Here is a 20130-nt window from a genome sequence, read left to right on the forward strand (position 1 = left end):
TATACACCAAATTTGTAAATTAGCAAAAAGGTACAGTGTTCTCAGTTGAGTGTCTATGGCAAAAGAAAAGTCGAACATAATCAATGAATATCATCTATAGGCACAAGCCTGAATGTCCACAGTTTGCTTTATATGATCTGAAGGCACATTTAATGGAAAATCAATGCCAAGTAGTAAGACCGCACATTCACAGCTTTTATCAGGTCATATGGTTTAAAAAAGGAAAAGGGAAACATTCTGTCGATTTCAAGACCTACGATGTTTTTGATAATTCGATTTTTTTCGTTGGACCCAATCAGGTGCATCACTTTGATGAAAATTACGATTATGAAGGTGTGCTATTTCATTTTAACCGGTTATTCCTGTTACAGGAACAAAGCCCATTAGATTTTTTCCTGCATTTCAATTTATTTAATAATTCCCTCCATCAATCCTCTTTAAACGTCAGTACGGGGATCGTCGATACCTTGGATAGGTATGTTTCACAGATAAAGGATGAATTGAACAATGAAGAAACATTTGGCAAGGAATTGATTTTGGGCAGCTACCTCAAATCATTCCTTATTCAGGTACAGCGCAAGAAGAACATTTTTGAACAGGGCTCTGAGGTCTGGTCTCCAACTTTCAACGACAAAAGATTGGTGCTTATGAGGTTCATCAATCTGATAGACGAAAACTATAAAAAAGGATATACCATTGCCGAGTATGCCAGTTCATTGCATATCTCTTCGAGGAGTCTGTCCGACCTCACCCACCAACAGCTCCATAAAACTCCTTCCCAAATGGTTCAGGAGCGAATTATTTTGGAAGCTCAGCGTCTATTATTGTATTCCAACTCCAATGTCAATCAGGTGGCTTACCGTTTAGGCTTTGAAGATGCCTCTTATTTTGTAAAATATTTTAAAAAATATACAGGTGTTTCACCGAAAGATTTTAGAAAGTCCATTTCTTAAAATTACCATTTGTTTTTCTATTTGCTCATTGTTTAAAAGCTGTAAATCAAAGACTTTTGTTAACCAAAATTTTACACCTATGGCAACGGCATATTTAGTGATTACACTTACGATTGTCGGTATGGATTTAGCGGGTGCAGCGGCAGTTTATTGCCTGTATAAACATCCCTTTCTAGAGACAATAAAAGGTGCTCTGTCGAAAGAACTATTATACCATATCGACGATGTGCTGCTGTTGCACGGTTTTGAGTGTGTAGAAGACGCTCAGGAATACCTGATGAGCAACCTTTTTAAAAAAAATGTGGTTACCTCCCTGAAACCATACATAAAGGGCAAGCCGAACATTAAGATTTATAGTGTATCTTAATATTTAGTACTGGAAGGAATGGTCCTTCAGGCCCTTTCGATTGTTGATTATTCATAAAGTATATAATGATGAAGACAATTAAAATGAAATGTTGATTTTTGAGTTCGGCACACAAGGCTGAATTGCTGGGAAATTTTCCATTTCAAAAAAACTATATGTGTTATCTTCACGGAGCTAGGCATTAATCCAAGTAGGCGAGGAGAAGATAAAAATGTTTCTGGGCGGCGCATGGCCAGGGACCAACCGTTATTTTTTACTATCGGATTTTTAATCTTGAATAAAGGTTGTCACTTTTTTATGTTAACCAATTCACTTTTTCCAATAAGCCTGAAGACTTTGTGTTTTTATCTTGAAGTTAAATTTGAATATCTTCTTTAAAACGTAAAAGGAACTATCATTGTATGCAGTAAGTTTTAGAGAAAGGTACCAAGTATTTGGCGTTAACTGGTGGAATCAAACAGTGATTTTTAGCATTTCATTAATGGGGGATTTTATTTGCAATCAAATGTGCTTTAAATTGTTAGCAATTTTAGGATTTCCAATTACTCATTGATAAAATATCATATTTATGATAATCAATCATATTCAGCTCTAAATACTACATTTAAATAGAAGAAAAAAGCAAGAAAACATCGCAAAAATGGTAACTATTTCAAAAAGGTAAAATAATCTTCTAATAAACCTACTTTCTGGCTCTAAATTAGCTCCCTCTTTTAACAGTGTTTCCTTAATCTTTTTTAACATTTCCTTAACCCTGGTTAAGAAATCAATAGTTGGTTTGGTACTCATGCTTTATTCCTTCCTATGACAATAAAAATGCTAGAATCATCAACATAACCGTAAAGGATATTTTGAAAAAATCAAATATGATTGATGTGAGCGGATCTTTATAATCCTCCTCTTCAATTTCATCAATATAAACCCTTTCAAATTTCTTGTAGGAAGTTTTTAATTCCTCAATTATCTTTTTCCAGTAAGATGGTTCCACAATCTATATTTAACGCAAAATTTAATTATTTTTCAAACCAAGTTACTTTAACGTCATTAATACATCCCTTTATATAAGTATTATAGCTATTACAGTATCAATTAATCGATGTTGGTTAAATTACTGTATATCTTAAAGTTATTCGGTTTAACAAATCCTGAACAATATCGGATAAAATACTCTTTTTTTAGAATAAATTTTTAAAAATATCCCCTCGTTGTGAAATAATATTTGCTTTAGCTCAGTTAAATAATTATTTAAAGTATTTTTTAAAGCTAATAAATTTGAAAATTTGAATGTACTGCATAAATCCGTTAGGAAAATCACCACTCCAGACTATATTGAAGATACCAATGAACTCTTGAACATAACTCTCGGAAATATGTTTAGTATTTTTCTTGAATATGACACAATGGTAGTTGTGGATTCAACCTATTTTGAACTATCTCAATACTACAAAAAAAAATAGCATAATTAAATAGATATTTTCAAGGAGTTGGCTTGCATTTACCAAGCTATATTGATATAAAATATTGGAAAGAGTATCTTTCTTTTATTTGGGTTAATAAATTCCTATGGATTGGTATTTATTAAAAACCATATTTAACTCCTCCTAAAATTCTAACAGATATAATTTATCTGTACGGAAAAATGTCCTAATTCTTTTTCTTCCTTAATGCTGATTATTTCGATTTATCGGTAATAGTTAAATTCAATTTATGATTGTAAATAAAAAACAATTAAGTTTTATTTTTATTTATTGATTAAATGCTTTAAAAATTCACTTTTTTGTTTAAAAAATCTTTTTTTATTAATCAATCGTAAACATGTTCTTAATATTGTATTAATAAACCGTAATTACTTTTGCCGTTATAAATCAACCTAATAGTGTGTACTATGAAAATGAAATTATCCTTAATTGGAATCTTCTTTTTTTCGGTTAGCTTATTACAAGCACAGACTGATGATGGCATTATGCGTTTAACAGAATTCGCATATCCAGTAAAACGGGAAAATCTAACTATTCCCGATGTCAATGGCTATCAAGTATTGAAATGTGATTTTCACATGCATACGGTATTTACCGATGGTCATGTATGGCCAAATGTGAGAATTCAAGAAGCCTGGCGTGAAGGGTTGGATGCTATTTCATATACCGAGCATATGGAATATAACCCCCACAGTGCGGATGTAAAGGTAGACCACAATCGTTCGCATGACTTAGCTGTTGAACTGGCTAAGGAGAATAATATTGTTTTGGTCAAAGGAACGGAAGTGACAAGACAAACGCCTCCAGGACATTTTAACGCTTTGTTTATTCAAGATGCAAACGAATTAGTATCAGATAACAATTCCAATTTAGATCAGGAAGCAATCTACAAGGCTTACGTCCAAAAAGCATTTATTTTCTGGAATCACCCTGGATGGAAAGCTACAGCAATTCCTGGATCCTATGAATGGATTGATTTTGTAGAAAAGATGTATCAGGAGAAAAAGCTGCATGGAATTGAGGTGGTGAATGGCTTAGGTTTTCATAAGAAAGCATTGGATTGGGCTTTGGACCGTAATTTAACCATTATTGGAAATACGGATATCCATAACCTGATTGCTCATGATTATAACATCGAGAAACAGGGGGTGCATAGAACGATGACACTGGTCATGGCGAAAGATCGTACAGCTGCCGGAATCCGCGAAGCATTGGAAGCTGGTAGGACGGTAGTCTGGTCAAGTAATTACCTGTTTGGAAAGGAAGAAAATGTTAGAGATCTAGTAAAAGCATCGATTTCAGTTTCTCCAGCCTACCATGAGAAAACCAATGTAAAAACCAAGGTAAGAACCAAATATTACGAAGTTAAGAACAATAGTGATCTATATTTTGAGTTGGAATTAAAAGGAGGGACTGGCACCAAGAGATTGGTTTTATATCCAGAATCCACTCAAATCTTGACTGCCGAAGCAGGGCAATCGAATTTAACCTATGAAATAATATCAACATTTATTCGGAGCGATAAGCATTTACAATTTGACATCAATTTAAAGTAAAAAGCGAATTCTAATTTTATGAAATCTTACATACCAATATTTCTATTGGCGGGGACTGTTTTGTCCTTACCAATCCAAAGCTCGGCTTCAAAATTGAGGACTGAGTTAATGAATTCAGTTGATTTTCAGCAAACTATTTCGGGGAGGGTAGTTGATGGGAGTGGAAATCCAATTGAAAGCGCGACGGTTGCTATTCAAGGCAGCAATCGTGCTACAGCGACGGATAAGAATGGTCAATTTACCTTGGAAAGTAGTAAATCCAATGTGACTTTGGTTGTCTCATTTGTCGGGTTTACCACCAAAACCCAACAGGTTTCTGGTGATTTGAACAATGTGGTTATACAGCTGGACAACAAGAACGATCTTGAAGAGATCGTAGTTGTCGGGTACGGAACCCAAAAGAAGATCAATTTGACCGGGGCCGTTTCACAGGTAACCTCAGAGGTCCTTGAAAACCGTCCTGCGGCAAGTTTAAGTAGGATGTTGCAAGGAGCACTTCCCAACTTAAACCTAAAGATGGTGGATGGAAGTCCGACGCGCGGAGCAACTTTCAATGTGCGTGGATCAACCTCGATTGGTGCTGGGGGAAGTGCATTGGTGTTGATTGATGGAGTAGAAGGAGACCCCAATATGATCAACCCGAATGATATCGAAAGTGTAACGGTATTGAAAGATGCCTCATCGGCAGCAATTTACGGATCTAGAGCCGCATTTGGGGTGGTATTGATTACCACGAAAAACCCGAAAGCCGGAAAAGCAACCGTAACCTTAAACTCTAACTTCTCCATGAATAACCGGGTGGTAGAACCAAAATTGGTGACCAATGGTTATGAATGGGCAAAGAATTTTAATGAAGCCTTCAATGCCTGGTATGATTATAAATCAACTCCAATTTCCGTAAATAACATATATCCATTTTCATTGGAATATTTGGAAGCTTTGAAAAAGCATTCCGAGAATCCAGGAGGCGAGGAAGTTGTTTTCAATAAGGCGACCAATCGTTATGAGTATTTTGGAAATACCGATTGGTACAATATGGTGTACAGGGAAAATATGCCGAGTACCGAACAGGCGATGAGCGTATCCGGAGGGGGAGAGAAAGCTTCTTATTTTCTTTCAGGCCGATACTTTCATCAAGGAGGTTTGTTCAATTTTAATCCAGATAAGTTCAACAAGTACAATATTCGTGGAAAAGGAGATATCAAAGTTACCGATTGGTTGACTTTCCAGAACAATACAGAAATCAGCAGTTATGATTATCACTATCCTATGTTTGCTGATGGCGATGGCAATATCTGGAGGCAGTTTGAGCACCAAGGATATCCCATGGCGGTAATTTATAATCCAGATGGCACCTTTACGCATTCTGCTGCTTATACCGGAATAGCATCCTTTATTGAAGGGAACAATGCTTCAGACCTGAATAATACTGTATTGAGAAATACTGCAGGAGTGATAATCAAACCAGTTAACGGATTGACTCTTAAGGGCGATTTCACCTATTCCAGAACTTGGGAAGATGAGCAAAGAACCAATAATTATATCAACTATAGTAATTCACCGGGCGTAATAGATCGTTTTGGACGTAGCTTATTGAGACAATTGAGCGAGCGTAAAAAATATCTAGGTGGAAACTTAACGGCAAATTATACCAAGAAATTTGCAGATAAGCATGATATCAATGCCTTATTAGGTTACAACGTAGAAACTCAAACTTTAAAAAGCTTGAATTCACAACGTGATGGTATAATTTTATCGAACAAACCGGATTTCAATTTAATGGATGGCTTGAATTTTAATATTACAGGAGGTGGAAATGAATGGGCATATTTGGGTGTATTCTACCGTTTCAATTATGCCTACGATAGCAAATACCTGATTGAGTTGAACGGTCGTTATGATGGATCCTCGAAGTTCCCTGAAGACCAACGATTTGGTTTCTTCCCTTCGGTATCAGCGGGATGGGTTGTTTCCAATGAATCGTTTTTCCAAGATGCAAAACCATTGGTTAGTAATTTGAAGTTCAGAGCTTCCTATGGTTCATTAGGAAATGGAAACGTAGCACCATACCGTTATCTTGAACAGATGTCGGTGGCCAAAACCGGAGTAATCCTAGGGGGTGTTCAACCAAGTTATACTTCCATTCCAGGAGTTATTCCATCTGGATTAACCTGGGAGAGATCCACAACGTTTAATGTGGGTGCAGATTTAGGGTTCTTCGATAATGCCTTGAACTTTACTTTCGATTGGTATAACCGGATGACCTACGATATGTTTACCGTGGGTGAGCCATTGCCAAATGTTTTTGGTGCCGCTGTTCCTTATGGAAACTTTGCGGACTTATCGACAAAAGGATGGGAATTGACGGTGAATTACAATAATCAATTTGAATTGGCCGGAAAACCATTTAACTGGGGAATCAATGGATCTTTATGGGATAGCAGATCCCATATTACTCGCTTCAACAATCCAAAAAAATTATTGAACAACTACTATGTAGGTCAGGAGATTGGTGAGATTTGGGGTTATGAAACCTTAGGTTTCTTTACATCTGAGGAAGATGTTGCCAACCATGCGGATCAAAGTTTTATCCGTAACTCGAACAACAATGTTTGGTTACCTGGAGATTTGAAATTTGCAGATTTACCAAATCCGAACGGAGATGTGGATGGTGTCATAAACTCAGGCGATAATACAGTAGATAATCCAGGAGACCGTCGAATTATTGGTAATAATTCTCCGCGCTACCAATTTGGATTTACCTTATCAGGAAAATGGAATGGGATTGGATTATCGGCATTTTTCCAAGGGATTGCAAAGCGTGATTATTATTTCTCACCAGAAGCAGGATTGTTCTGGGGTCCTTACAATAGACCCTATGGATACCAGCCAACCAAAATGATGGAGGATATGTGGTCAGAAGAAAATCCAGATGCTTATTTCCCTAGATATAGAGGTTATACCGCTTTGGGTACTGACCGTTCATTGGGTGCACCTCAAACTCGTTATTTACAAGATGCTTCTTATTTACGATTAAAATCATTGACCATTGATTATAATGTGCCACAAAAATGGTTACAGAAAACTAAGTTAGCCAATGTACAAGTCTTTGCAAGTGCGCAAAACTTATTCACTTTCTCAGGATTGTTTAAACATACCGAGAATTTTGACCCAGAAGTTATAGAGAAGCCAATTGGTGAATTAACCAATGGTTCAGGGGAGGGATACGCCTATCCACAATTAAAAACAACAACTTTTGGTCTTAACTTAACATTCTAATTCTACCATCATGAACTCAAAAATTAAATATAGTATATTAGGATTGGCTGCGCTGGCATTTACTTCATGTAGCAAGGATTTCTTGGACCGTGAGCCATTTGATAAATTAGTTCCAAACACTTATTTCACAACAGAGGCTGATTTACAGCTTTATGCAAATTCCTTCTATCAACAATTTATCCCATCTGGTTTATCCATTGTACAGGCGGATGAAATGGGTGAATATACCTCCAAGAATAATTCTCCGAAATTTATCTCGGGAAATTTCTCAGCTGTTGATCAAGGGGCATGGAGTTGGACGAAACTTCGGAATATCAATTATTTCTTAAGTAAATACGATAACCCATCCATTCCAGAAGAAGCAAGGAAGCATTATTCAGGGGTTGCCCGGTTGTTCAGAGCCATGTTTTATTTTGATATGGTCAAAGACTATGGGGATGTGCCTTGGTATTCAAAGCCATTGGCAACAGAAGATAAAGAGTTATTATATAAGGGTCGCGATCCCAGACATGCGGTAATGGATTCTGTTCTTGCGGATTTGAATTATGCGGTAGCCAATATTCGTGATAAGAAAGACAATACCTCTTCCATGATGACAAAATGGGTAGCCTTGGGGATGAAATCCAGAATTTGTCTATTCGAAGGGACCTATCGCAAATATCATCCAGAGATCAAGTTGACCAATACGGCAGAAAAATGGTTGACAGAGTCCTTGAATGCTTCCAAGGAGCTTGTGGATTCAAAGCAATATACCTTATACAGTACCGGCAATCCAAGCAAGGATTACCGAACCCTATTTACGAGTGAGAATCCCGTTTCAGGAGAGGTCATGTGGTCCAATGTTTATAACAATGCTTTAAAGAGATGGCATGAAATTACCTGGAAATTTAATTCAGCGACATTTGGTGCGAGATGGGGATTGAACAAACAATTTGTCAACACCTATTTGAATGTGGATGGAAGCCGTTTTACAGATCAAGTAGGATATGACGAGCTATTATTCGTAGATGAGATGAAGAATCGCGATCCACGATTATCACAGACGGTTCGCGGATTGGGTTATAAACGTTCAGATGGATCTGCAGCACCGGCGAATTTTGGGTATACCTTTACGGGTTACCATATTATGAAATTCAGTTTGGATGACAAGCGATTAGATGGTGTAACGGAGGGGTACAATTCCATTACGATGATGCGATATGCGGAGATCTTACTGAATTATGCGGAAGCATCAGCAGAATTGGGTAAATTATCGGGTGATGCTGCCCTGTGGAATGAGACCATTGGAGCGTTGCGGGTGCGTGCGGGAATCAGTTCAAAACCACCTGCTGATGTTGATCGTTATTTGCAACAGGTTTATTTTCCGGAAATTTCTGATAAATACTTGTTGGAGGTCCGTAGAGAAAGAGGGATTGAATTGGTTTATGAGGGTTTACGTTATGATGACCTGATGCGTTGGAAAAAAGGAACCTTATTAGAAATGCCATGGAAAGGTATTTATGTGCCGGGAATGGATCAAGAAATGGATCTAGATGGCAATGGAACGCCTGATGTATCCTTTGTGACCAAAACACCATCAAGTCCAAAACAAGGAGTGTCCTATTTTGTTGTTGATGGAAAAGCGGCGAAATTGACTGAAGGAACCAAAGGGCATATTATCTGGCGAGCAGACGAGAATCGGAGGTTTGATGATAAAAAATATTTGAAGCCAATATCAAATGCGGATTTAGTTGTAAATCCGGATCTTGGCCAAAATCCCGGATGGTAATCCACCTAACTGTACAATTGAAATTAAATCGTCCTTAGATTTTCTAAGGACGATTTAATTTAATAAGGCCATGGTAATCCATAGAAGTGCATTTTTGATATCGTTAATATACATTAGGATAAAGTGAGTTTTAACTTTCACGCATTACAACTTGAAATCTTTGTCAAACATAATAGCTTTTATGTGATTTAATGGTAGCATTGGTAATAATTGGGATGAAACTTGCTTTGGACAAAGCCCTAAAAAAACTATTATGAGATAAGGGAAAGGATCAGTGTTTCCCTAATTGTCCAAGTTTTGTTAAAGGATTTCAATCTACTATTTTCCTTGTAATATTTGATGAATAAATTTTATAAATTCATTCTACAGTAATTTCTCAAAAAAAAGCCTTTATGATGAGTTGTTGATGAATCTCATACAAATATGCATTAACTTTCTACTAAAGGGATTCCATGGCACTATGGGAAAGTTTCCTTAACAAAATCAAAAATTCAAGAATCATGTGGTGAAGATAAATTAATTTAGTCCTTAAACCCTTCCAATCAGGTGTTTTTTCGGAAAAAAAAGCCCCAATCGAATGCTGAAATACAATTGAGGCTCTAAACGATAATCATCATGCTAAAAGATGATGATCCAATATACAAAAAAATCCCCAAAACCTTGACGATCTGGGGAGCCTAATTAAACAAAAACATAATTTTCATATGTTTATATCTCTCTGTCAGTAACAAATGTCTTTAATAATGGTTTTAAAAAAGACCAGGAATTATAATTATATAGATTATGAATTAAAAAATCAAATATACCTTAAGACCTTTATCCGTCAATTATTTGGTTTTCCATTAATTTTAATAAAAGGGCTCCTTAGAACAGATTAAAAATTTCCTAGAATTCCAATTGGGAGGACTGCAGCTTGATAAGGTTTTTTGAAATTAGACAGAACCTATTCATCCTACCATTTGTCCAGTAAAAAAAGCAAATTTTATGGAAAAGCTCTTGAAATTGGACATTGAAAAATTCGTGCTGACACACGCTGAATGGATAAGAGATCATAAGTCATTGGAATTGGCCATTAAATATGTTGAAGAAGTCCTAAAGGATAACGATAGCCAATTAAAGAATGTAATAAAGAAACTATAGATAACTTCCGTGACGTTCAAAAATATAATCTTATAACTCAATTTTGGGTTCAGCCAAGTTTTTTTCTGTTATTTATTAATTCCTGGGGAAAATAGAAAACAGAGGTGTATCTAAATTGCCCAGTTAACAGCTAATGTTGGAGTTGGGAACAGTTGGTATCAAATGTTTATTTTTCTAAGGCTTTAAACTAATGAATGTTGCTATTGCCATTATCAAACGCGAAATTGAAAAAATGAATGAAAGGATTAAAATGGAAACAAAAATACAAGCGGGCAAAAGGCCAGAAATTGATAGTGAATAGGAGAACTTCGAAAGCGTTTCCCAAATTTAATAAACTGAACCAAGTCATAAAATATCTTAAAAATTTTAGAGTACGTGAACAACCATCACGCCAATTTCATCCTAAGATTAAGGTATTCGATTAGGGCTCGGATTTCTATTTGGAATGAAGATAAAAAAATATAGAACTATTATAAATAAGGGTTGTTCTTATTTAAAACAATCTAAAAATTTTCATTATGGCAACAACAAAATCAGCAAGTACAGAAACTAAAATTAAAGCAAAAAGTAATGCTGCTAAAGATTTAAAGGATCTATTTGAAGACGGTCTAAAAGATATTTACTGGGCCGAAAAGGAATTGGTAAAGGCGTTACCTAAAATGGAGAAAAATGCAACCTCGCAAAAACTAAAAACTGCCATTTCTTCACATTTGGAAGAAACCAAGGAACATGTTAGTAGGCTTGAAGAAGTATTTAAGTCAATCGGGGTTAAAGCTAAAGCAGAGAAATGTGATGCGATGGCAGGATTGTTAGAAGAGGGAAAAGGCATAATGGAAGAAACTGAGCCTGGTGCTGTCCGTGATGCAGGAATAATTGCCGCTTCGCAGAAGGTTGAGCATTACGAAATCGCTACTTACGGAACATTGGCAGCTTTCGCAAAGGTCCTTCAGCATAAGGATGCGTTAAAACTGCTTTTGGCAACCCTAAAGGAGGAAAAATCCTGTGATGAAAAATTAACCTCTATTGCCGATACCAACTTAAATTCCAAAGCCGAATAAAGAATATAGTATTAGAGTGCTTAACAAAATGCCAATCAAGAAAGATTGGCATTTTTTATTTATCATCCCTGCTTAAAAAATTAGATTCACTAAGAAGTGATTGCTTTTTCCTATTCTTTATATAAACTTTAGTTAATTTCAATAACTGATAAACCTTCTTTCAAATTATCTAATGGTAAAAACATCTCCAGAACCTAAAATTCTCCAAATATGAATTATCACAGGAATATTTGGCTAAAACCATCATTAACCCTACATCCTTTAAGATTCTTTAAAATTGCATTTCAAATTTTTCCATAGATATTATGGAGAATGATAAGGACAACTGTGACTAAAACAAAGACTTCTTGCTAGAAAAGCAAATTGGAGCAATTACTATAGAATTAAATCTAAGGATTTAAATAAAAACCCAATGGATTCACCCTATCCATTGGGAATTATTGAATAAACTCTCTATGATTGACTAGTAAAGTTAATGAAAAGATTCTTCACAAAAAAACCCAATAGCTACTATCCATTAGGCCCGTTAGTTAGAGTTCAAACGCTTTAGGGTCAAATATAGGAACGAGTGAGAAAAGATTGAAATTTCCCAAATGTTTTTTGCATTGATCCGGAAATTCCAGAAATAACATAACCCAATAATCTACTCTACGGGCAATGGAGTAAGTTGGCGAGAAAATGAACTATCGGATTTGTTTCTCTAACCTATGCTATATATGGTTATGATCGAAAAGATTCAAACCGTGGGCTTTTTTTGGTAATCTTTCCTTCTTACCCAGTTTCGATTTGGTTTTTAATATTCTTTCTCTGATCGAGAAATTCAACCCTAAGAATTGTGAAGATATCCGAAGGCGGTTCATTCCCTTGTTCGGGTAAAGATTAAAAGGGGAGGTCCATGCTGATGGTACCATATCAGTGAGGAGTTGGGAGTGTTGATAAAATCCCAATAAACTGATATTTATATAAATAATTTAATTCTGAGCAGAACTGGTCAATATGAACAGATATCTATATTGCAAACGGAATCTTTAGTTCCCTGAATTTTGTTCAGTGGGTTATCCTCGTGGATGGAGAAGATGAAGTCATTTGAAAACCCTGGATGTAAGAAATGTTCGATTGATTGAATTAAGACGTATCTACATTGTGAGGTCAATTGGCAAAAAAAACGCCTCGAGTGGCTGGAAGAGCTTGTTTTTTTATATATTTAGGAACTCCAAAATACTATAGTGGCAACCTCACGGCCAATAAATTTGTTAAGCGTATCCGGAGTAAGTCTACTCCGGATTTTTTTTATCATATCTATAATAGCAGCACTTGTTCTATCTTTATGGAATAATGGAAATCCAATATAAAATAATAGAATTCCTTATGCAAAGTATGAATCAGGGGGAAATCTCAACTGAACTCAAAGGTCAGGGCATCAGACCGAATAGCTTGAGTTTCATTGAAAAGTCCATCAATTCCATGAAGGCGAAGCATAATGCCAGAAGGATGTTCCAATTGGGGGTGATCTTATCCAGGTAAGAACGGTCAAGGAAAAAGCTTGTCCAAACTAGAAAGGTATCCAGCGGAAGTTATGAGGAAGTTTAAGCAATTCAGTTGGGATTGAATTTTAAACGCTTATTTTGAAGCCTCAACTAATTAGGGCAGTAAGTATCATTTTTAACTCCTCCAATTAACTTAAATTGGGTATAAATAACTATGTAATCCCAGTATTTTGCCAAAAAAATTGCTTATTAGTTTATTATTTCATACATTTGTTGCTCATTAATTATTTAACTGCAGAATTCTAAGCCAATATTCTGCAAATTAATCCCCAAAGTTTGATTGAAATAAGTGTTGTTGGTGGTGGAAGTTGGGCTACTGCTTTAGTAAAAATATTAACCGAAAACAAGATCCCAACATATTGGTACCTGCGAAGGAAAGAACAGGTAAACCATGTCAAGGAAAATGGAAACAATCCTAGTTACCTTCCGCAAGTTCAACTCAATCCTATATTTGTTTTTCCCAGTGGAAACCTGCGGCATGTGGTTGCTCAATCAAGGATTATCATTTTTGCCGTTCCAAGTGCCACCCTTAAGCAGGTCTGTTATGACCTAGATTGTTCACTTTTTGAAAACAAGATTGTACTAGCCGCAATGAAAGGTACTGTTGGAGCTAATTGTGAAGTCCCCAGCAGTTTTCTGAGCCAAACTTTGAAATTACCAGAGTCCCATATCGTGACCATTGCGGGACCTTGCCATTCAGAAGAAATTGCAGAAAACAAACAAACTTACCTGACCTTATCCTGCTCAAACCCAGATACGGCTGATAAGTTAGCTGTTTTGTTTAAAAGACCTTATGTTAAAGTGCGCAGCAACATTGATCCAATTGGAGTTGGTTATGGTTCTATCTATAAAAACGTATTAGGTATAGCTAGCGGTATGGCCAAAGGTTTAGGTTATGGCGATAATTTCCTGGCTGTTCTCGTTAGCAATGCTCTTTTCGAAATGCAATGTATCCTAGGGACTGAAAGGGATGCGCAAAGAGAGATCTTGAATTCTTCCTATGCTGGAGATTTGCTGGTGACGGCATACTCGAACAACAGCCGAAATCGTCGTTTTGGAGAATTTGTTGCCCAAGGGCATTCGGCAGAAGGAGCAATGGATAAATTAGGGATGGTAGCTGAGGGCTACTGGGCAACTAAAGGGCTTTTTTGCTATGCGAAAGAACAGGGATTGGGTTTACCCATCCTTGAATCTATTTATGAAATATTATACGGAAACCATTCCGTAAGATCAAAATTTAAGGAATTGGAAGGGAAATTAAAATGATGCTATTAGCGACTGACTTGGATGGAACATTTTTAGGGGGGTCAATGGAAGATCGCCTAAAACTCTATCAGATTATCAAGGGAAATAGGGATATTCAATTGGTCTTCGTTACGGGGCGAGGATTGGAATCTGTTATCCCTTTGTTGAACGATCCAACGATCCCAACACCACATTTTATAATTGCCGATGTGGGGGCTACTATTTGCGAGGGTGCTACACTCACTACGATAGACTCCATTCAACATGAAATCGAAAGTAATTGGCCTTCGGTATATGAACTTCAGGGGGATTTTTCAGAGATTCCCGGTTTGGTATATCAAAGAGTCCCCCAGCAGCGACGCTGCTCATATTATTACGATGCAAGTACGGATTTAGTTAAGGTTCGCGCTATTGCTGAAGGGAGAAATTGTGATGTGGTCACATCCTTGGGAAAATATTTGGATATTCTTCCTAAAGGCGTCAATAAAGGGAGTTCACTGAAAAAATTGGTGGCTCATTTGGGTGTGCCAGAAAACAAGGTTTTGGTTGCGGGTGATACATTGAACGACCTCTCCATGTTCCATACTGGATTTTTAGGTGTTGCTGTTGGGGAGTCTGAAACCGCACTTCTTGATGCTACTGAAGATCTGTTGAATGTATATCAGGCACGTCTTCCGGGAGCTGGGGGGATTCTTGAATGTATGGAAAAAATCGAATCTTTTGCCCCCTTCGTTGATAATTTCATTGAAGAACCCCTGCTTCGGCAATCTTCCAAAGATCGCCAGTTGGTGATGGTTTACCATCGACTGCCTTTCGAAAAGATCATGGTTGAAGGGAGCATGAAAAATGTTCCCCCGCAAAGCCCCAATGGAATAATCCCTTCTTTATTAGGACTCTTTGAAAAGGGGAGACCCGGCATTTGGATTGGTGAGGAAGTGGATCTTGGGGAAGGAAATCAGGATGTAAGGCAAAAGGTTGATATCGATAAATACCCTAACCTTGATGTCTCAGCTATCTCACTTTCCCAGAAAGACATTGATAAATTCTATAGGGTGTTTTCCAAGGAAGCATTTTGGCCAACAATTTTTTCTTTTGTCGATAAGGCTAAATTTAATCACCTGGACTGGGCTCATTATTTAAAAATAAATAAGCTTTTCGCCCAGCGGATAGCGAAAGAAGCCGAACCTGAAGCATTGGTATGGATTCACGAGTATAATCTTTGGATGGTCCCTTCATTCCTAAAAATGATGCGTCCAGATCTTAAAATTGGTTTTTTTCACCACACTGCTTTCCCCGCAGCAGATATTTTCAATACAATTCCATGGCGAAGGGAGATCATTGGGAGCTTGTTAATGTGTGATTTTATCAGTTTCCATATCCCCAGGTATGTGGAGAATTTTATTGATGTCCTGCGCAGTCACACTCCTTTTAAGCGGATGAGATCGGTGAATGTTTCCAAGCAGTTTCTTACCTATAGTATGGCGTTGGGTGTTGAAGAGATGACCAAAATAATCTCTGTTGATGGACGAACTATTCGATTAGGTGCACAACCGGTTGGAGTTAATTATGAGTTGATTGAGAGCTTGATAACTAAGGAAGGGATTGCGCAGCGGATCGAAAAATACAGAGCGGAGGCAGAAAATAAAGATATGAAACGAATTGTGTCAATTGAGCGGATGGATTATGTGAAGGGACCTTTGGAAAAGATATTGGCATTCGGGGAGTTTCTGAAGGAATATCCCGAATTTCGGGGAAAGGTCGAACTGATAAACGTCTGTACCCCACCATCGAAAGGCATGCGCATCTATGACAAGATCAGGGATCAGGTCAATCAGGCTGTGGGAGAAATCAATGGTAGGTACGCTACTCTGGACTGGACTCCAATTCAATATTTCTTCCAAGCGCTTCCATTCGAAGAAGTCCTTGTCCAATATGCTCTGGCAGATGTGGCTTGGATAACACCTTTGCGAGATGGTCTAAACCTTGTTTCCAAGGAATTTGTCGCAACGCAGGGGATCTTGAACCAATCGGGAGTTCTGGTACTTTCTGAATTTGCTGGTGCGTCTGTCGAACTCCCATATTGTGTCCCAACAAATCCCTATGATCGCCGAAGCATGATCGAGTCCTTACACCAAGCCCTTACCATGCCGGAAGAGGAAGCCCTTTTGCGGATCAAGAGGTCCTTACAACAAATTAAACATTATGATGTTCATTACTGGGGAGAGGATTTTGTCAGGGAACTTGAAACGAGCAATTACACTAACCAAGTAAAGGATCAAAACAAAAGAATGTAGATCAATTTGAAAATGTAATAAGGGAAATCGAGCAATTAATGATGGTACAATTGCGAATGCTCCTATTGTTAACTTTTCATTGGTGTCAGAAGAATAGGTACTGTTTTTTGAAAAATGGTTGATTTGCATGTTTCAAAACCTTGTCAAAATACCAATGGTGTGATCTAGAAAAAAAACAGATAATATTGCCTGAAAAGGCATAAATTTAATTTGATTAAAAAATAGAACCAGTCTATGTCAAAAACGAAAAATTTCAGATCATCCCTCAGCATGGGAGTCACCATTCCAAGCTTGATATTTATTGTAGGGGTATGTTTGGCATCAGCTATTTTCCCTGAGGCAGTGAACAAGATCCTAAATGATATTAAGGCCTTTATTTTTGTAAACCTGAATTGGGTATACGTCTGGTCGGTAACCATTTTTGTACTTTTCCTTTTATTTTTGATGGTCAGTAAATTTGGCGACATCAAACTGGGCAGGAACGACAGCTCTCCGGATTATTCATTTTTTTCATGGATATCTATGCTCTTTGCTGCAGGCATGGGAATAGGCTTGATGTATTTTAGTGTTTCAGAACCCATGCAACATTATACCAATGAGATTTTTGCCAAGAAGAGTTATGTCAATGCGGCTAAAAATGCCCAACTTTATACATTTTTCCATTGGGGTATCCACGCCTGGGCAATATATGGGCTTGTCGGTCTAGCACTGTCCTATTTTGCCTATAGGTATAAACTCCCCCTATCGCTAAGAAGTTGTCTGTATCCATTATTGAAGGATAGGATCCAGGGTAATTGGGGCAATGCAATCGATGTTTTTGCCCTATGCAGTACTTTCTTTGGCATAACGACAACCCTAGGCTTTGGGGTGGTCCAGGTAAATTCAGGATTGGAGATCCTTGGTATCGTTCCTAGTACCGATTTCATCTACCAGGTTTTCATTGTCGTTATCCTGGTATCGATTTCAGTTTTTTCAGCTACTACAGGAGTTGATAAAGGGGTAAGGATCTTGAGTAACATCAATATAGGGGTGGTTATTTTGCTGATGGTTTTCGTGCTCTTTCTTGGTCCGACCGTCTATCTGATAGGGAGCTTCACGGAAGGGATTGGAAATTACATCAATAATTTCTTCAGCCTAACGTTCAATACCCATGTTTATGAAGAAGAATCCTTGCCATGGTTCTACGATTGGACAATCCTGTACTGGGCTTGGTGGATCTCATGGTCCCCTTTTGTCGGCCTATTCATCGCCAAGATATCAAAAGGAAGAACCATTCGCGAATTTATCGCTGCGGTGCTTATCCTTCCTTCTATCTTCAATTTTATGTGGATGTCAGTGTTCGGCAATAGTGCCATATGGCTGGACAGCCATGTTGCGGAAGGTGCATTGAGCGCACTGGCAACTGATCCAGATTCCCTTATGTTCAGGTTTTTGGAATACCTGCCATTAACCAAATTGATCAGCTTTATGGTGATAGGGATCATCATGATTTTTTTTGTAACCTCGGCAGATTCAGGAATGTTCGTGATGAACAGCATCGCAACCAAGAATGCAAAGATTTCCCCTAAAAGGCAGATTGCAGGATGGGGCGGGCTGTTGGCCGTTTTGGCACTATTCTTATTGAATGCCGGAGGGTTGGAGGCACTGCAGAGCATGACCCTGATCACAGCACTTCCCTTTTCGTTAATCATACTGATGATGATAGTTTGCCTTGTTAAGGCCCTATCGATCGATAAGAAGTATTACGAACAAGAGTTCTCGGTATCGACTGTTCCGTGGTCGGGGAAATTCTGGAAAGAACGGCTAAAACAAATCGTAAATGCTGACGCCCGGAGCGATGTAGATGAATTTATCAACCAAATAGCTGCTGAAGCTATCCATGAGCTACAGCAAGAATTCATGAAGAATGGTGTCGAAGCTAAGGTTACCCAGGGTTCAGAACCAAAGTTCGTAGAGATCGAGATTCAGTATGACCTTGTCAACAATTTCCTCTACGGCATCAGGCGTGAATCCAGGGAAGTCCCTGAATATTTCCAGAGTGAAGAAAACCTTACGGATAGTGGGGAAGGGGAGGCCTACTTTCCTTTGGCATATTTTGGGGACGCCCGGCAGGGATATGATGTGAGATTTTTCACAAGGGAAGAACTGATCGCTGATATCCTTAAGCATTATGAAAGATTTGTGGCCATAATCTCTGAGGGAAAAAATGAAATGTTCATCAGCAGCAATGCCAATAGAAGGATCAGGTAGGAATTTCCTTTTCTTTGACCGGAAAAGGCAAACTTTTCCCAATTATCCTTGGGAGAGTTGATTATTTGACTTAGATATTTCTGTTTTCAATCGAACAGCTAGTTTTTCAATCTGCAATTTGATCATGTTTTCGGTTGCTTCTCTGACAATGTAGAGTCTTTGAACATAGATCTGCGAGGCATAAATTCCGCAAAGTACATAAACATCAGTTCCTATTGGCCAGCTCTCTTCAGAATGGAGTCTAGTATCTACTTTAGTTAGGCTGATGTCATAATAGTCAAAAATACCATCCAGCATTGACTTTAGGCAAACTAAGATAAATTGATTTCTCATCATAAACTGAATTGGTTCACTGGGCATTTTAAAAAACAAACCCAAAGCTAAAGCACTGGGACTGATTGAAAAATGATCTTGATCAGGATAATTGATGAAATTTTACATCAAATTTCTATAATTAACAAGGGTGCCAGTAATTATTCTATTAGATGTACCATTATATCCTGTCACTAATACCACAAAATATTTTAATCGAAAAAATACGTTAGGAATGCTCTCAAATAATTTTCCATGATGTAGTTACCCTTTGGGTTTGACGATAGAATCTATTTTACTCTTGAAATTTTCAAGAAATCCAATTCTATGGAAAAAATGTATCCATCGAGCATCTGTCATTAGTGGCAGGATATCGATTTAAGAAATCTAGGAATATTATTAAATCTTGAACCAAATCAAGTAGTTTTAATGAAGAGAGCCTAACTGATAAGGTTAGGCTCCCAGATTCTAAACTGTTATCTATGCTTCCTTATCCAAATCGTTTAACCATGATCTTACCTCTTCACGGGTCTTGCCCGTTTTTTCCTGCAGCCTTCCATAGAGTTCATCTTCTTTTCCTTCAACATAAAGAAGATCGTCATCCGTTAAATCTGCATACTTCTGTTTAACCTTACCTTTGAGGATGTTCCATTTTCCTTTTAAATCTAAAGAATCCATATATATTTAATTTAGTATAAACTAAATAACACATCCAATTAAATAAGGTTTTCGAAAATATTAAATTAGATAAAAAATAATGTTTATTCCACTTTGGATTACGAATAATAATAATTTTTTCAGTTTACGTTTATTCCATTTTGAAAGATGAGGGCCCTTATCATAATTTTTATAAGCACTGCAAAATCAAGAATATTATTTAAGG

Annotated in this window: 13 protein-coding genes; 11 read left to right on the forward strand and 2 right to left on the reverse strand. The window is 37.4% G+C overall.

Features of this window, described 5'->3' with window-relative positions:
• Nucleotides 1-83 precede the first annotated feature (83 nt).
• From ACWICE_RS05145 to ACWICE_RS05195, 11 genes are all read left to right on the forward strand, one after another.
• Nucleotides 84-953 (forward strand): AraC family transcriptional regulator, encoded by an 870-nt coding sequence (locus ACWICE_RS05145; RefSeq protein ID WP_197700994.1) that lies wholly within the window; start codon nucleotides 84-86, stop codon nucleotides 951-953.
• A gap of 79 nt (nucleotides 954-1032) precedes the next feature.
• A complete protein-coding gene (locus tag ACWICE_RS05150; RefSeq protein WP_093095676.1) occupies nucleotides 1033-1320 on the forward strand; it encodes a hypothetical protein in 288 nt (95 codons plus the stop codon).
• A 1885-nt stretch (nucleotides 1321-3205) separates the two neighbouring features.
• Nucleotides 3206-4354: an Sb-PDE family phosphodiesterase gene (locus ACWICE_RS05155; RefSeq protein ID WP_185216970.1), complete on the forward strand. Its 1149-nt coding sequence runs from the start codon at nucleotides 3206-3208 to the stop codon at nucleotides 4352-4354.
• Between the two features lie 108 nt (nucleotides 4355-4462).
• Entirely contained in the window at nucleotides 4463-7633 is a 3171-nt protein-coding gene (locus ACWICE_RS05160; RefSeq protein WP_197700995.1) for a SusC/RagA family TonB-linked outer membrane protein, read from the forward strand.
• Nucleotides 7634-7643: 10 nt separating this feature from the next.
• Nucleotides 7644-9401: a RagB/SusD family nutrient uptake outer membrane protein gene (locus ACWICE_RS05165; RefSeq protein WP_093095684.1), complete on the forward strand. Its 1758-nt coding sequence runs from the start codon at nucleotides 7644-7646 to the stop codon at nucleotides 9399-9401.
• A 984-nt stretch (nucleotides 9402-10385) separates the two neighbouring features.
• Nucleotides 10386-10541, forward strand: a complete 156-nt coding sequence (locus ACWICE_RS05170; protein ID WP_157739439.1) for a hypothetical protein — start codon at nucleotides 10386-10388, stop codon at nucleotides 10539-10541.
• A 518-nt stretch (nucleotides 10542-11059) separates the two neighbouring features.
• On the forward strand, nucleotides 11060-11599 hold the full coding sequence (locus ACWICE_RS05175) for a YciE/YciF ferroxidase family protein (protein ID WP_093095687.1): 540 nt from the start codon (nucleotides 11060-11062) through the stop codon (nucleotides 11597-11599).
• A gap of 1368 nt (nucleotides 11600-12967) precedes the next feature.
• Entirely contained in the window at nucleotides 12968-13123 is a 156-nt protein-coding gene (locus ACWICE_RS05180) for a hypothetical protein (RefSeq protein WP_157739441.1), read from the forward strand.
• Nucleotides 13124-13422: 299 nt separating this feature from the next.
• Nucleotides 13423-14412, forward strand: coding sequence for an NAD(P)H-dependent glycerol-3-phosphate dehydrogenase (locus ACWICE_RS05185; protein ID WP_093095691.1), 990 nt, complete (start codon nucleotides 13423-13425; stop codon nucleotides 14410-14412).
• Entirely contained in the window at nucleotides 14409-16685 is a 2277-nt protein-coding gene (ggpS, locus tag ACWICE_RS05190) for a glucosylglycerol-phosphate synthase (protein WP_236736442.1), read from the forward strand. The genes ACWICE_RS05185 and ggpS overlap by 4 nt, the downstream gene beginning before the upstream one ends.
• Before the next feature lie 234 nt (nucleotides 16686-16919).
• Nucleotides 16920-18935 (forward strand): BCCT family transporter, encoded by a 2016-nt coding sequence (locus ACWICE_RS05195; RefSeq protein ID WP_433896672.1) that lies wholly within the window; start codon nucleotides 16920-16922, stop codon nucleotides 18933-18935.
• A gap of 42 nt (nucleotides 18936-18977) precedes the next feature.
• Here the strand turns inward: ACWICE_RS05195 and ACWICE_RS05200 are convergent, their stop codons facing one another.
• Both ACWICE_RS05200 and ACWICE_RS05205 read right to left on the reverse strand, forming a co-directional pair.
• Nucleotides 18978-19295: a hypothetical protein gene (locus tag ACWICE_RS05200; protein WP_454297811.1), complete on the reverse strand. Its 318-nt coding sequence runs from the start codon at nucleotides 19293-19295 to the stop codon at nucleotides 18978-18980.
• A 432-nt stretch (nucleotides 19296-19727) separates the two neighbouring features.
• Nucleotides 19728-19925: a CsbD family protein gene (locus tag ACWICE_RS05205; RefSeq protein ID WP_093095696.1), complete on the reverse strand. Its 198-nt coding sequence runs from the start codon at nucleotides 19923-19925 to the stop codon at nucleotides 19728-19730.
• Nucleotides 19926-20130: the final 205 nt, after the last annotated feature.

This window comes from Sphingobacterium sp. NPDC055346 (assembly GCF_053645235.1).

Coding starts and splice junctions, on each gene's coding strand:
- ACWICE_RS05200 (WP_454297811.1), bottom strand. CDS start 19,295: ATGCCCAGTGAACCAATTCAGTTTATGATGAGAAATCAATTTATCTTA.
- ACWICE_RS05155 (WP_185216970.1), top strand. CDS start 3,206: ATGAAAATGAAATTATCCTTAATTGGAATCTTCTTTTTTTCGGTTAGC.
- ggpS (WP_236736442.1), top strand. CDS start 14,409: ATGATGCTATTAGCGACTGACTTGGATGGAACATTTTTAGGGGGGTCA.
- ACWICE_RS05160 (WP_197700995.1), top strand. CDS start 4,463: ATGAATTCAGTTGATTTTCAGCAAACTATTTCGGGGAGGGTAGTTGAT.
- ACWICE_RS05175 (WP_093095687.1), top strand. CDS start 11,060: ATGGCAACAACAAAATCAGCAAGTACAGAAACTAAAATTAAAGCAAAA.
- ACWICE_RS05150 (WP_093095676.1), top strand. CDS start 1,033: ATGGCAACGGCATATTTAGTGATTACACTTACGATTGTCGGTATGGAT.
- ACWICE_RS05195 (WP_433896672.1), top strand. CDS start 16,920: ATGTCAAAAACGAAAAATTTCAGATCATCCCTCAGCATGGGAGTCACC.
- ACWICE_RS05205 (WP_093095696.1), bottom strand. CDS start 19,925: ATGGATTCTTTAGATTTAAAAGGAAAATGGAACATCCTCAAAGGTAAG.
- ACWICE_RS05170 (WP_157739439.1), top strand. CDS start 10,386: ATGGAAAAGCTCTTGAAATTGGACATTGAAAAATTCGTGCTGACACAC.
- ACWICE_RS05165 (WP_093095684.1), top strand. CDS start 7,644: ATGAACTCAAAAATTAAATATAGTATATTAGGATTGGCTGCGCTGGCA.
- ACWICE_RS05145 (WP_197700994.1), top strand. CDS start 84: ATGAATATCATCTATAGGCACAAGCCTGAATGTCCACAGTTTGCTTTA.
- ACWICE_RS05180 (WP_157739441.1), top strand. CDS start 12,968: ATGCAAAGTATGAATCAGGGGGAAATCTCAACTGAACTCAAAGGTCAG.